The organism is Micromonospora sp. RTGN7 (assembly GCF_033804645.1).
Lineage (GTDB): Bacteria > Actinomycetota > Actinomycetes > Mycobacteriales > Micromonosporaceae > Micromonospora.
This window is the reverse complement of record NZ_JAPZLF010000020.1, coordinates 31,544-45,269: the sequence shown is the minus strand read 5'-3', so window position 1 is coordinate 45,269 and position 13,726 is coordinate 31,544. Positions and strand designations below refer to the sequence as shown.

Annotated in this window: 13 protein-coding genes; 9 read left to right on the top strand and 4 right to left on the bottom strand. The window is 72.3% G+C overall.

Annotation, left to right across the window (positions count from 1 at the left end):
- Window positions 1-10: 10 nt before the first annotated feature.
- Genes SNR22_RS23915 through SNR22_RS23905 form a run of 3 tightly spaced genes read right to left on the bottom strand, consistent with a single transcriptional unit; the run spans window position 11 to window position 3,676 of the window.
- Entirely contained in the window at window positions 11-1,045 is a 1,035-nt protein-coding gene (locus SNR22_RS23915; RefSeq protein WP_320068895.1) for an ABC transporter permease, read from the bottom strand.
- Window positions 1,042-2,595: a sugar ABC transporter ATP-binding protein gene (locus SNR22_RS23910; RefSeq protein ID WP_320068894.1), complete on the bottom strand. Its 1,554-nt coding sequence runs from the start codon at window positions 2,593-2,595 to the stop codon at window positions 1,042-1,044. The genes SNR22_RS23915 and SNR22_RS23910 overlap by 4 nt, the downstream gene beginning before the upstream one ends.
- Before the next feature lie 19 nt (window positions 2,596-2,614).
- A complete protein-coding gene (locus SNR22_RS23905; protein ID WP_320068893.1) occupies window positions 2,615-3,676 on the bottom strand; it encodes a sugar ABC transporter substrate-binding protein in 1,062 nt (353 codons plus the stop codon).
- Between the two features lie 351 nt (window positions 3,677-4,027).
- Between SNR22_RS23905 and SNR22_RS23900 the strand changes: the two genes are divergently transcribed.
- From SNR22_RS23900 to SNR22_RS23865, 8 genes are read left to right on the top strand one after another with little or no spacing between them, the layout of a single operon-like run.
- On the top strand, window positions 4,028-4,609 hold the full coding sequence (locus SNR22_RS23900; protein ID WP_320068892.1) for a glucose-6-phosphate isomerase family protein: 582 nt from the start codon (window positions 4,028-4,030) through the stop codon (window positions 4,607-4,609).
- Window positions 4,596-5,288, top strand: a complete 693-nt coding sequence (gene deoC, locus SNR22_RS23895) for a deoxyribose-phosphate aldolase (protein ID WP_320068891.1) — start codon at window positions 4,596-4,598, stop codon at window positions 5,286-5,288. Before SNR22_RS23900 ends, deoC begins: the two co-directional genes overlap by 14 nt.
- Window positions 5,285-6,223 carry a hypothetical protein gene (locus tag SNR22_RS23890; RefSeq protein ID WP_320068890.1) on the top strand — a complete coding sequence of 313 codons (939 nt, stop codon included), beginning with the start codon at window positions 5,285-5,287 and terminating at the stop codon, window positions 6,221-6,223. The genes deoC and SNR22_RS23890 overlap by 4 nt, the downstream gene beginning before the upstream one ends.
- Window positions 6,220-7,026, top strand: coding sequence for an MBL fold metallo-hydrolase (locus tag SNR22_RS23885; protein ID WP_320068889.1), 807 nt, complete (start codon window positions 6,220-6,222; stop codon window positions 7,024-7,026). Before SNR22_RS23890 ends, SNR22_RS23885 begins: the two co-directional genes overlap by 4 nt.
- A complete protein-coding gene (locus SNR22_RS23880) occupies window positions 7,023-7,910 on the top strand; it encodes a MurR/RpiR family transcriptional regulator (protein WP_320068888.1) in 888 nt (295 codons plus the stop codon). Before SNR22_RS23885 ends, SNR22_RS23880 begins: the two co-directional genes overlap by 4 nt.
- The gene (locus tag SNR22_RS23875; protein WP_320068887.1) at window positions 7,907-9,424 is read left to right on the top strand and encodes a xylulokinase; all 1,518 of its coding nucleotides are present in this window, start codon (window positions 7,907-7,909) and stop codon (window positions 9,422-9,424) included. Before SNR22_RS23880 ends, SNR22_RS23875 begins: the two co-directional genes overlap by 4 nt.
- A gap of 10 nt (window positions 9,425-9,434) precedes the next feature.
- Window positions 9,435-10,289: a class II fructose-bisphosphate aldolase gene (locus SNR22_RS23870; RefSeq protein WP_320068886.1), complete on the top strand. Its 855-nt coding sequence runs from the start codon at window positions 9,435-9,437 to the stop codon at window positions 10,287-10,289.
- On the top strand, window positions 10,286-11,200 hold the full coding sequence (locus SNR22_RS23865; RefSeq protein WP_320068885.1) for an NAD(P)-dependent oxidoreductase: 915 nt from the start codon (window positions 10,286-10,288) through the stop codon (window positions 11,198-11,200). Before SNR22_RS23870 ends, SNR22_RS23865 begins: the two co-directional genes overlap by 4 nt.
- Window positions 11,201-11,408: 208 nt before the next feature.
- Here the strand turns inward: SNR22_RS23865 and SNR22_RS23860 are convergent, their stop codons facing one another.
- Window positions 11,409-12,428: a hypothetical protein gene (locus SNR22_RS23860; RefSeq protein ID WP_320068884.1), complete on the bottom strand. Its 1,020-nt coding sequence runs from the start codon at window positions 12,426-12,428 to the stop codon at window positions 11,409-11,411.
- Between the two features lie 240 nt (window positions 12,429-12,668).
- Between SNR22_RS23860 and SNR22_RS23855 the strand changes: the two genes are divergently transcribed.
- Window positions 12,669-13,607, top strand: coding sequence for a hypothetical protein (locus SNR22_RS23855; protein WP_320068883.1), 939 nt, complete (start codon window positions 12,669-12,671; stop codon window positions 13,605-13,607).
- The last annotated feature ends 119 nt before the right edge of the window (window positions 13,608-13,726 follow it).

The window sequence follows — 13,726 nt, the reverse complement described above, 5'->3', positions numbered from 1 at the left end:
CAGGCGGAGGTCAGGCCCTACGGCGGACGAGCTGCTGGCGGAGGTTGCGCGGGTGCAGGTGCCCCAGGTTGCCCTGACGCCACTGGTCGAACACCGCCGCCAGGACGATGACCAGACCGATGCTGAGCTGCTGGAGGAATGGCGACAGGGCCAGCAGGATGAACGCGTTGCGCAGGACGCCCAGCAGACAGGCGCCCAGGAAGGCGCCGATGATCGAGCCCCGGCCGCCGGAGAGGCTGGCGCCGCCGATGACGGCCGCGGCGATGACGTCCAGTTCGTAGCCCATGCCGGCCTGGGCCTCGGCCACCCCGACCTGCGTCGAGAAGACGATCCCGGCGAAGCCGGCAAGCGTGCCGATCAGGACGAAGGTGAGCACCCGGGTCCACGCCACCGGGATGCCACCGGTGCGGGCGGCGGCGTCGTTGTCACCGATCGCGGTGACCCGCAGGCCGAAGACGGTGCGGGTGAGCAGGAGCTGACCGAGCAGGACCAGCACCAGGAAGATGATGACGCTGACCGGGATGCCGCCGAAGACCCGGCCCTGACCGATGAAGGAGAGCTCGCTCGGCATCGCCTGGGGCAGTCCGCCGGTGATGAGCTGGGTCAGTCCCCGCGCGATGGAGAGCATGCCGAGGGTCACGATGAACGAGCTGACCCGGCCGAGCACGACGACGGAGCCGACGGCGAAACCGCAGAGCGCGCCGACGCCGATGCCCACGGCCGCGGCCACCCACGGGTTGGCCCCGCTGCCGTAGACCGAGCCGGCGGTGACCGCCGAGAGGGCCAGCACCGAGCCGACCGAGAGGTCGATCTCCTTGGAGATCAGGACGAAGGTCTGCCCGACGGCGATGATGCCGACGACGACCACGGTCTGCAGGACGTTGTAGAGGTTGTCCTTACGCAGGAAGTTCTCGTTCGCCACGCTGACGATCAGGGCCAGCACGATGATCACGCCGAGCAGCCCGGTCTCCTGGCGCTTGACGAGTGACAGGAGGCCGCTCTTCCAGGAGCGCTCCTGCCTTTGGGGGGCCAGAGTGGCACTCATGATGATCCTTCGGTCGCGCCCATGGCCGCGGCGACGATGGGCTGGGGTCCGGCGTTGTTCAGGGCATCAAGGGTCACGTGTCCGCCGCGGACGACGACCACGCGGTCGGCCAGCTCGACGATCTCCTCGAGTTCGGACGAGATGAACCACACCGCCAGGCCCTCGTCGTGGGCCAGCGCACGCAGCGTCGCGTAGATCTCGGCCTTGGTGCCGACGTCGACGCCCCGCGTGGGTTCGTCGAGGATCAGCACCTTCGGCTGGGCCGCGAGGGCCCGCGCGAGCAGGACCTTCTGCTGATTGCCGCCGGAGAGCGAGGTGATGGGCGCCTCGCTGGAGGCGGCCTTGACGCCGAAGCGCTCGGTCAGTTCGCGCGCCTTGGCGCGAGTGCGGCGGGGGGAGACCCAGCCGAGCCGGCCCAGGGCCGACAGCACCCGGACGGTGAGGTTGTAGCCGACGCTCTGGGCGTGGAAGACCTCGGTCCGGCGTTCCTCGGCGACGTAGGCGATGCCGAGCCGTTGGGCCGCGCCGGGCCCGCCGATCCGCACGGGCCGACCGGCGACGCTGATGCCGCCGCCGGTCAGGCGGCGCAGCCCGATCACGGCCTCGGCGATCTCGGTGCGGCCCGCGCCGACCAGCCCGGACATCCCGACGATCTCACCGCGGCGGACCGCGAAGCTGACGTCGGTGAAGCCCTCGCCGGTCACGTTGCGCAGTTCCAACGCCACCTCGGCCTGCTCGATCGCCCCGGCCCGGTCGGCCATGACCTCCGCCACGACCGCCCGCTTCCGCTCACCGGCCATCAACGCGACGGCCCGCTTCTGGTCGATCTCGTCGGGCGGGCCGGCGGCGACGAACTCGCCGTCGCGCAGCACGATCACGTTGTCGACGATCGAGTAGACCTCGGTCAGCCGGTGGCTGACGAGCACGACCGCCACGCCCTCGTCGCGCAGCCGGGCCATCACCGCGAAGAGCCGCTCGGACTCCTCGTGCGTCAGGCTGGAGTTCGGTTCGTCGAGGAAGAGCACCTTGGGCTGGCGGGAGAGCGCCCGGACGATGTCGACCATCTGCCGGGACGCCGCCGACAGGTTGCGACAGAGCGTCGACGGGTCGGGCAGGTAGCTGGCCATCTCCAGCCGGTCGAGCAGATCGCGGGCCCGCTGGACGTTTGCCCCGCGGCGGGCGCGGGCGAACCCGGAACGTTCCCCCAGGTCGTAGAGGAAGAGGTTGTCGGCGATGGTCAGTTCGCCGATGAGTAGCGGCTCCTGGTTCACCACCACGACTCCGGCGGCGATCGCCTCCAGCGGGCTGCTGAAGGAGACGTCCTCCCCGTTGAGGGTGAGCCGGCCGGCGTCGGGCCGCATCTGACCTGAGCACAGGCGGATGAGGGTGGACTTGCCTGCCCCGTTCTCCCCGAGGAGTCCGGTGACCTGACCCGCCGGGAAGACCAGCGAGACGTCGCGTAGCGCCCTGACGGCGCCGAACGACTTCGTCAGGCCGGCGGCCGCGAGAGCCGCCGGCCTGACGTCGTCCACGTGGGTTGTCGGTTCCATGAGGAGGTGGCTTCTCCGATCAGGAGGCGCCCGGAGCGCCGAGCGGCTTCACCGAGGGGTCGTGCTCTGCCAGGTTGTCCTTGGTCACGAAGGGGGCGACGGCCTCCTGCTTCACCTCGGCAGGCTGCTGGCCGGTAGCCGCCGCGTTGAACAGCTCGATCGCGACGTTGTAGCCCTGGCCGAACGCGTCCTGACCGATCACGCCGTGCATCGAGCCGTCCTTGATGGCGGCGATGTTCTCGGTGGTGATGTCGAAGCCGATGACCTTGACGGTGTCCTGCTTCTTGGCGGCGGCGACGGCCTGGGCCGCGCCGAACGGGCCGCCGGCGGTGGCGTAGATGCCGACGAGGTCGGTGCTGGACTGCAGGAAGTTCTGCGCCGCCGCGAAGGTGTTGGACGCGGAGTCCTTGGCCTCGACGCCCTGGTTGACCGGGGTCAGCTTCGAGCCCTTGAGGGCGTCGACGAAGCCCTGTCGGCGCTGCTCCGAGCCGGGGGCGGTGAACTGGCTGACGATGATGCCGACCTTGCCGGCCTTGTCACCGGCGGCCTTGATCATCTCCTGGGCCGCGGTCTGACCGGCCTTGTACTGCTCCTGGGCGTAGTTGATGGTGCCGCCCGAGGTTCCGACGCAGTCGAAGAGCGTGTTGTAGGCGCCCATCTTGATGCCCTTGGCGGAGAGGTTCTTGATGTCGGCGCAGTTGCCCTCGCCGGCGATGAAGAATCCGACGCCCTTGTAGCCCTGGGCGTCGGCGGCGCGCACGGCGCTGGAGACCGTCTGCACGTCGATGTTCTCGCCCGCGACGATCCAGTCCACCTTGCCCTTGTGGGAATCCAGCACCCGGTCGGCGTAGTCGGCGCCGGCCTTCACCGAGACCCAGTACGGGTTGTTGGCAAATCCGATCATGGCGATCTTGACCTCGGAGTCCGGCGCCTGGTCGGTCGGCACGGGACGCCCGGCGATCGGGTCGGCCGGCTCGCCGCCGCTCGAGTCGTCGGAGCTGCAGGCGGTGGTGGCCAGGGTGACGGCCAGCAGTGCGGCGACGCCACGAGCGAGCGTCTTGCCGCGTGTCCGGTTGGACATCTTTCCTCCAGGGGGTGGTGGGGTGGGCCGTCCCCGCACGCAACGTGATCGGGGCCCACACCTACGGAGCAACACTACATTTGACGCCTCGGATGTCAACGACGCGTTTCCCGAACGTTAGCTCGGGGGGTCGGCACTTAGTAGCCCTGCTACCTCCCCTAGTCCGTGTTGTGCTCTTATATCGGTTATTGCACCCCAGTCCATTCCGCCAATCGAGGGAATTCGGGACTGTTTCGCTACAAACCACGTGGCTCGGCTGGCGGTGGGGGTGACTTCGTGTTGTAAGTTTGCTACAAACGGAGCTGAGAGGCGCCGCACGGGTCTGTAGGACCCCAAGCAGGAGGAGCCACGGTGACCACACCGCAGCAGGGACCGAGCCTGGTCATTTCCCCCGGGGAGATGCTCGGCCGCACCGGCCGCTACGAGAAGAAGCTGGCCGACCTCGGCGGGCTCTTCGCCGACGAGGCGGCGTTCGCCGCACGCCTGGAGACCGAGGCCGACCGGGTGATCTATTACGTCGACGAGTTCCGCCCGTCGACCGAGCCCGGCGACCTGATCACCGGGATCTCCACCCTGTCGCCCGGCCGGGTCGGCGCCGAGTTCCACCTGACCCGGGGCCACATCCACGCCCAGCACGACCGCACCGAGATCTACCACTGCCTCGCCGGCCACGGGCTGATGCTGATGGAGACCCTCGACGGCCGGACCGTGGTGACCGAACTGCGCCCCGGCGTTGTCGCGTACGTCCCGCCGGTGCACATCCACCGCAGCGTCAACCTGGGCGACACCGACCTGGTCACGCTCTTCTGCTACCCGGCCGACGCCGGACAGGACTACGGCATCATCGCCCGCTCCGGCGGCATGCGGCACCGGGCCGTAGCCGACGGCGCCGGCTGGCGCCTCGAGGAGAACCGCAGCTATGTCCCCCGCTGAGCGCACCGGCCACCCGCTGGCCCGCATGATCGACATCAGCGCCGTGCAGGCCCAGCACGGCCGCGCGGACGTCGAGGAACTCGCCGGCCACGCCCTGGCCGGTGACTTCGTCGCCGCGCACGTGCTGCCCTCCTGGCTGCCCGTGCTGCGCCCGTTGCTCGACGGATCACACACCAATGCCGGCTCCCCGGTCGGCTTCCCCTCCGGCGGCTCGGCCACCCCGGTCAAGGTGACCGAGGCGCGCTGGCTGCTCGACGCGGGCGTGCAGGAGATGGACATCGTGATGAACGTCGGGCTGGTCCGCTCCGGCGAACTGGCCGCGGCCACCCGCGACGTCGCCGCCGTGCTGGAGGCCGTCGACGGACGGGTACCCGTCAAGGTCATCCTTGAGGTCGGCCTGCTCGACGAGGCCCAACTGCGCGCCGCGGCACAGGCCGCCGTCGACGCCGGGGCCGCCTCGCTGAAGACCGGCACCGGCTGGCAGCCCCGGCCGACCACGCCCGAGCACGTCCGGGTGATCCGGGAGATCGCCGGGGGAGACCGGGAGATCAAGGCCTCCGGTGGCATCCGGTCGCTGGAGGCGCTGCACGCGCTGCTCGACGCCGGGGCGACCCGGTTCGGCATCAACACCGCGTACGCCGTGCGGCTGGTCGCGCAGGCCGGGGAGGCAACGCCGTGACCCCCGACGACCTGCGGCCGGCCACCCGACCCACCATGTACTTCGTCGGCGTCAGCACCGCGTCGTCGGCGATCCACCGCGTCTTCGCGGCGTGGCGCCCCCTGCTCGGTCTGGACGGGGTCGACCTCGTCGGCATCGACGTGCCGGTTGGCGCCCCACCGGCGGTCTACCGGCGGGTCGTCGAGCACCTGCGCGACGACGAACTCTCCCGCGGCGCCCTGGTGACCACCCACAAGCTCGACCTCTACGCGTCCAGCCCCGACCTGCTGCGGCAGGTCAACGACGACGCCGCCCGGCTGCGCGAGGTCAGCACGCTGGTGGCCCGGGACGGCTGGATCGACGGCCTGGCCCTGGACACCGTCACCAGTCAGATGGCCCTGCGCTCCCTCGTTGCCGAGATGGCGGGCCGGGACGTGCTGGTCATGGGGGCCGGCGGGGCCGCCCTCGCCCTCTGCGACCACTTCGCCCACCGGGCCGGCGACGACGCACCCGGGCGGGTCATCGTCACCGACATCGCCGACCGGCGGCTCGACGCCATCACCGCCGACGTCGCCACCGGCGACCCGGCGATCACCTGGCAGACCCGGCGGCTTTCCCCCGGCGAGGTGCACGACGAACTGCTGGCCGGCCTGGCCCCCGGCGCGCTCGTGGTCAACGCCACCGGCATGGGCAAGGACCGGCCCGGCTCACCGCTCAGCGACGCCGCCACCTTCCCCCACGGCGGGTACGCCTGGGAGTTCAACTACCGCGGGGAGCTCGGCTTCCTGCGCCAGGCGCGAGCCCGGGCCGAGGCCGACGCGCTGACCGTCGCCGACGGCTGGCGGTACTTCGTCCACGGCTGGACCCGCGCGGTCGACGCCGTGTTCGACCTCGACATCCCCACCAGCGGCCCGGACTTCGAGCGGCTCTACGACGCGGCCCAGGAGGTGCGATGACGCTACGGGCGCGGTGGCTCGGACAGGCCGGGTTCCGGCTCACCGTCGGCGGCCCCGATGGTGAGACGCACCTGCTCGTCGACCCGTACCTGTCGGACTCCCTGGCCCGCAAGTACGCCGGCACGACGTTCCCGCACCTGCGGATGCTCCCGTCGCCGGTGACCGCGACCGGGCTGCCGCCGCTGCGCGCGGTGCTCTGCTCGCACGCACACACCGACCACATGGACCCGGACACCCTGGTACCGCTGATGGCAGCCCAGCCGGAACTCCGGCTGGCCTGCCCCCGCGCGGTCCTCGGCGAGGCGCTGCGCCGTTCCGGCGCACCCCGGTCCCGGCTGGACGCCCTCGCCGACGGCGACCGGGTCGACTACGGGCCCTTCACGGTCACCGCGCTGCCCGCCGCCCACGAGGAACGCCTCCTCGACGACCGTGGTGACGACCACTTCCTCGGCTACGTCGTGGAGGCCGCAGGCACCCGCGTCTACCATTCCGGCGACTGCGTGCCCTTCCCCGGGCAGGCCGAACGACTCGCCGCCCTGCACGTCGACGTGGCGCTGCTGCCGGTCAACGGCCGCGACGCCCACCGGCTCGCCCACGGGGTGCCCGGCAACTTCGACTTCGCCGAGGCCGTCGAGCTCTGTGCGACAGCCGGCATCCCCACCCTGGTGCCACATCATTGGGGAATGTTTGACTTCAACACCGTCGATCCGGCCACCTTCGACCTCGACGCCGCCGCCCGCCGTGGCGTCACGGTGCGGGTACCCCGCCACGACGGCACCCTCGACCTCAAGGCCGCCCGATGAACGCCGGCACCGTGCTGGAGCGGATCAACAATGGCCTGGAGACACTGCGTCGTTCCGAGCGCAAGGTCGCCGACGTCGTCCTCGCCGACCCGCACGGGGTGGTCCGGATGACGCTGGCCGAACTCGCCGAGGCGGTAGGGGTCAGCCAGCCGACCATCGTCCGGTTCGCCAACGCGATCGGCTGCGACGGGTTCCACGACTTCCGCATCCAACTCGCGCAGAGCGTCGCGCTCGGCATCCCCGCGACCCAGTCGGTGATCGAGGCCCAGGACGGCACGGCCACACTGGTCAGCAAGGTCTTCGACTTCTCGATCACCTCCCTCGACCACGTACGACGCCACCTCGACCCGGACGCCCTCGACCGGACGGTGGAGGCGATCACCGCCGCTGACCGGCTCATCTTCATCGGGCTCGGCGCCTCCGGCATCGTGGCCATGGACGCGGAGCAGAAGTTCCCGCTGCTCGGGGTGCCCTGCTCAGCGCCGATCGACACCCACCAGCAGTTCCTCGCCGCGGCCACCAGCACGCCGACGACGGTCCTGGTGGCCATCTCGAACACCGGTCGCACCGCCTCGATCCTGGACACCGTCCGCGTCGCCCGGGACCGGGGGGCGACCGTCGTGGGCATCACCGGCGGGCCGTCGCCGCTGGCCGAGCTGAGCGACATCGCGCTGATCGTCGAGTCCCTCGACAACACCGACGTCTACACGCCGACGATCTCGCGGCTGGCCCAGCTCGTCGTCATCGACACCATCGCCACCATGAGTCTGCTGCGCCGGGGCGAGCCGGCGCTCGGCGACGTCCGCGAGATGAAGGCTCGACTGGCGCAGATGCGTTCCGGGGCGCCCTACCAGGGCGGCCTTGACCGGCGGGAGGAAACATGAGCGACGTCGCGCTCGCCTTCGACCTGGGCACCGGCGGCTGCAAGGCCGCCCTCGTCGACCTGACCGCACAGGTCGTCGGCACCGCGTTCGCCTCGTACCCCACGACCTATCCGGCACCGGGACGGCACGAGCAGCGCCCGACGGACTGGTGGGCGGCGGTCGTCGGTTCGTCGCGGGAGCTGCTGGCCGCCGACGCCGGCCGGCACCGCGTCGTCGCGGTGGGGCTCTCCGGCCACAGCCTGGCGATGGTGCCGGTCGACGCGGACGGCACGGCCCTGCTGGAATCGGTGCCGATCTGGTCCGACACCCGTGGCGAGGACGCGGCGGCGGCGTACTTCGCCGACACCGACGAGACGGACTGGTACACCCGCACCGGCAACGGTTTTCCGTCCGGCATGTACACGGTGTTCAAGGCCGCGTGGTTGCGCTCCGCGCACCCGGACATCGCCGCCCGTACGGCCCGGATCCTCGGCAGCAAGGACTGGATCAACGCCCGGCTCACCGGCGTCCAGTGCACCGACCCGAGCTACGCCTCGGGCAGCGGCGCCTACGACCTCGGCACCCGGCGGATGCTGCCCGACGTGCTGGACGCGCTCGGGCTGCCGGCCGACTGGTGGCCGCCCATGGTGGCGTCCACCGAGATCGTCGGCCGGCTCACCGCCGCCGCCGCGGCCGACACCGGCCTGCCCGCCGGGACACCCGTGGTCGCCGGCGGGGTCGACAACTCGTGCATGGCGCTCGGGGCGGGCCTGGACCAGGCCGGTGGGGCGTACCTGTCGCTGGGTTCCTCCAACTGGGTCACGGTGGCCGCCCTCGACCCGGTGCTCGATCCGGTCGGGCGGCCGTTCGTGTTCGACCACGTTCTGCCGGGCCTCTACATCTCGGGCCTGTCGACCTTCGGCGGCGGCAGCAGCCTGAGCTGGCTGGCCGCCCTGCTCGGCCGGGCCGACGACCTCGACGCCCTGCTCGACTCCGCCGCCGCCGTGCCGGTCGGCGCGGACGGGCTGACCTGCGTGCCCACCCTCGCCGGCGGCACCGTCGCCGAGGGCGGCGTGGGCGTGCGCGGCGCGTACCTGGGGCTGGACCTCGGGCACACGCACGGCCACCTGGCCCGCGCCCTGATCGAGGGCATCGGCTTCAGCCTCGCCGACGCCGCACGCCCGATGCTCGCCGCCGTACCCGCAGCCCCGGAGATCACCGCGACCGGCGGCGGCGCCCGGGGCCGGCTGATGCTCCAGGTCCTCGCCGACCTGATCGGCCGGCCGATCAGCCGCCCGGACGCCGCGCAGCACGGCGCCGCGCTCGGCGCCGCGACCCTCGCGCTGCTCGGCACGGGCGCCTGGACGGACACCGCGCCCCTGGGCGCGGCCCGGCGCGCGGCACTGCGCGTCGAACCCCGCCCGGAGCTCGCCGCCGCCTACGCGCTGCCCCGCGCCCGGTTCGACGCCGCCCGTGCGGCGACCAGGGCGCACGCCGCCGCTGCGGCCACCGACCAGCACCGCACCACGACATAGGAGAAGTGCCATGCCCCTCGCCGATCCACGACCCCTGCTCGCTGCCGCCCGTAAGGCCCGGCACGGCGTGGGGGCGTTCAACGCCACCCTGCTGGAGCACGCCGAGGCGCTGGTCGCCGGCGCGGAGGCGGCCCGCGCGCCGCTGGTGTTGCAGATCAGCGAGAACGCGGTCCGTTACCACGGCGGCCTGCGCCCCCTCGCGCTGGCCGCGCGGGCGCTCGCCGAGGCGGCGACCGTCCCCGTCGTGCTGCACCTCGACCACGCCGAGGACGTCGACCTCGTCCACCAGGCGGTGGCGCTGGGCTTCACCTCCGTGATGTTCGACGGCTCCCGGCTGCCCGACGACGAGAACCGGGCCACCACCCGCCGGGTCGTCGCGCACTGCCACGCCCACGACGTCGCGGTGGAGGCCGAACTCGGCGAGGTCGGCGGCAAGGACGGCGTGCATGCCCCGGGGGTACGCACCGACCCCGCTCAGGCCCGCCGGTTCTGCGAGGAGACCGGCGTCGACGCGCTCGCCGTCGCGGTCGGCACCTCCCACGCGATGGCGTCCCGCGACGCCGTGGTCGACCTGGACCTGGTCGCCGCGATCGCCGAGCTGGTGCCGGTGCCCCTGGTGCTGCACGGTTCTTCCGGCGTCGACGACGCGACCCTGCGGACTGTGGTGACCCGGGGGATGACGAAGGTCAACATCGCCACCCATCTCAACAAGGTCTTCACGCAGGTGGTGCGCGAGCGGCTCGACGCGGACCCGAAGCTGCTCGACGCGCGCAAGTACGTCGCACCGGCCCGGGACGCCATGGCGGCGGAGGTCGAGCGCCTGATCACGCTGCTCGGCCCGCAGACATCGGAGGTGCTGTCATGACCGCGCCCCGGATCCTCGTCACCCCCCGGTCGATGTCGGCCCCGGGCTCGGCCGCGGTCGACCGGCTCCGGGCGGCCGGCCTCACCGTCGTCACCCCCGCCCCGGGGCGGCAGCCCACCGGTGCGGAACTCGCCGCCGCGTTGCCCGGCGTCGTCGGCTGGATCGCCGGCGTCGAGACGATCGACGCGGGGATCCTGGCCCACGCCGACGCGCTGAAGGTGATCAGCCGCAACGGCGCCGGCCGCGACGCCATCGACGGTACGGCCGCCGACGCGGCCGGTGTCCAGGTGCTCACCGCCCGGGGTGCCAACGCCCAGGGCGTCGCCGAACTGGCCCTCGCCCTCGCCCTCATGGGTCTGCGCGGCCTGCCCGAGGCCAGCGCCGCCCTGCGGGCCGGGCAGTGGCAACGCGGCACCGGCCGGGAGGCTGCCGGACGTACCCTCGGGGTGGTCGGCTTCGGCGCGATCGGCCGCCGGCTGGCCCACCTGGCGGGTGGCCTCGGCATGCGGGTCGTGGCGCACGACCCGTTCGTTACCGACGACGGCGACGTGCCGCTGCTGCCGCTGGAGGAGCTGCTGCGCGTCGCCGAGATCGTGTCGCTGCACGTCCCGCCGTCACCGGACGGGCCGCTGCTCGGGGCCGCCGAACTGGCACTGCTCCGCGACGACGTCGTGCTGCTCAACACCGCCCGGTCGACCCTGGTCGACGAGGCGGCCCTGCTAGCGGAGCTGGAGTCCGGCCGGATCGCGTTGTACTCGGTCGACGCCTTCGACCGCGAGCCGCCGGAGCCGTCGGCCCTGCTCGCCCACCCCCGGGTGGTGCCGACGCCACACCTGGGCGCCGCCACCACCGAAAGCGTCCGGCGGGCCTCGGAGGCCGCCGTGGACAACCTCCTCGCCGCCCTCGGCTGATCAGGAGACCCGCTCCAGCGGGACCAGGACGGCGTTGCCGGACCAGTCGATGTCCTCGTCGGAGATGGCCTCGTCCGGCTCGTCGTCCTCGTCCAGCGTCGAATAGCTGGCGTAGTAGCGGCCGAAGCCGTACCCGCCGGCCGCCAGGGTGGCCAGCGCCCACGGCCGGAGCCGGTTGCGCAGCTTGTCGGGCGCCAGTCGATCCGGGTCAGCAGCCGGTCCAGCGCACCGCCGACAGCCACCCGTTGGTGTTGCTGAAGCCCACGATGCTGCCGTCGTTGGCGATCGCCCGTCCGGCTGCGGTCTGCGCGCCGGCGGGCGCCGGCAGGCTCCGGTAGGTGTTGCCACGGATCACCAAGCTGCCGGAGAGGGCTGTCCCCCGCGAGTTGATGTCGGTGGCCCCGAGCGCGTTCGGATGGAGCCTGATGTATCCGCCGGTGCCCAGGTCCCACCGCACGGGGAAGTAGTCACCGTCAACGGTGTCGACAGTGCCGACCGCCCACCGGCCCTGGGCCGCCACGACCTGCGCCCATCGGCCGTTCGGCACGGTCAGCGGGGCGGACCGGCCGTCGGGCCACCGCACCCAGCTCGTCCGGGGCGCGGTCTCCAGCTCTCTGGTGAAGCCCACGATGGTGCCGTCGAGGGTGATGTCCTGGGTCAGGACGTCGGCCGGAACGCCCCGCAGCTTCTCGACCGTCCCCGGGCGGGCGGCCGGCCACAGCAGCGCGGAGGCCTCGTAGGTGCCGTCGTGGTAGGCGTACCCGACGATGTCGCCCGCCCTGTTGATGGCCGAGACGAAGGTCAGCTTCGAGTTCGCGGGCTTCGGCAGGTCGATGAACGTGCCGTTGCGGTAGACCCACGGCCTGCTGGAGCCGTCGGTCTGCCCGTCGCCGACCATCACGCCGTGGGCGTTGACGTCGACGGCGCCCCCGACGAACGACAGGGGGAGGGTGGTGACGAGCTGTCCCTGGTCCCAGCGCAGCACGACGTACTCGGTGCCGTGGCCGGTGTCCCGCATGGTGCTGCCGATGACGAAGCGCCCGGTGGGATCGGTGTTCCACGCCTCGCTGGCCAGGCCCGCCGGCCCCGGGAGGGTCTCGACGACGCAGGGCGTCGTGGGTGGAGCGGCGGCCGGGGCGGCGGCGGCCGGGGCGGCGATGCCGGCTGCAGCGGCCAGCAGGCCGGTTACGGCGACGGCCGACAGGGCATGTCGAGCGAGCTGCGGCATGAGGCACTCCTGTGCGGTCCGGGGGAGACGGGGCACCGAGGATGCTTCCACTGCGGGTAGCCGGCCGGGCGAGCGGTTGCCTGTCGGATGGGCGACAGCTTCCCATCCCCGCACAGCAATTCCGGATCGACAGTTCATGTTGTAGCTATCCCTGTGCACAACGTGATTGCGCCCCCAAGATCACCGATGCATCGATACATTTGATTACGGGGGTCATCGGTGGCAGTCAGAATTTCGGCCGTGGACGTTGCACGGCCTCGAACAGGTTCTCTCCGGCGCTGGCTCGCTGCGGCGCTGTCGGCGGCCACCACCGTCACCGCGCTGGTGGCGCCGGCCGCCCCGGTGGCCGCCGCCGAGCCGGCGAAGGGCTCGTGTGTCGATGAACAGCCCGACGCGGGCGCGGCCCGGCGGATGCTGGCCGCCTGCGGCCGGCGGGTGGAGATCCTCTCCGAGCGTACGGAGTGGTCTCAGGTCTTCCTCAATCCCGACGCGTCGCGCACGTTGGAGCAGACGATCGAGCCGACCCGGGTGCGCAAAGGCACCGCGTGGGCGCCGGTGGACACGACGCTCAAGATGACATCCGAGGGCGTCGCCCCGAGGGCGACGGTCCTGCCCATGGTCTTCTCCGCCCATGGCGACGGGCCGTTCGCCCGGCTGCGCGACGGTTCCCGAGAGCTGGCGGTCTCCTGGCCCGGGACGCTCCCGACTCCGGTGCTCAGCGGCTCCACCGCGACGTACCGGAACGTCCTGCCCGACGTCGACCTCCAGGTCACGGCGCAGCCGCTCGGCTTCTCCGAGGTGCTGGTGGTCCGCACCCGTGCGGCGGCGGCCAACCCGAAGCTCGCGTCCCTGCGGTTCGGCATCGCGGCCAAGGGCCTGTCGGTCAGCGCGGCCCCGGGCGGCGGGCTCGCCGCCCGGGACGCCAAGGGCGGCACCGTCTTCGCCGCGCCGGCGCCCCTGATGTGGGATTCCTCGGACTCCGAGGACCGCCGCGCCGCCGCACCGCCGCTCCGCCGGCCCCGGAGAAGCGCGATCGGGAGGTTGCCCCGAGGCGAAAGCCGACGAAGCCCGAGCCTCCCGAGCCGACTCGCGCCGCCGAGACGGCGCCGGACCGGGACGCGGTGGCCGAGCGCGCCCGCCGGGCCGTCATGCCCGTCCGGGTCGATGGCAACGTGCTGACGCTGGCTCCGGACCAGCGCATGCTCGCCGACCCGGGCACGAAGCTGCCCATCTACATCGACCCGTCCTGGACCGGCGGGATCGCGAGCAACGCCTGAACCTCGGTCTGGAGCAAGCAC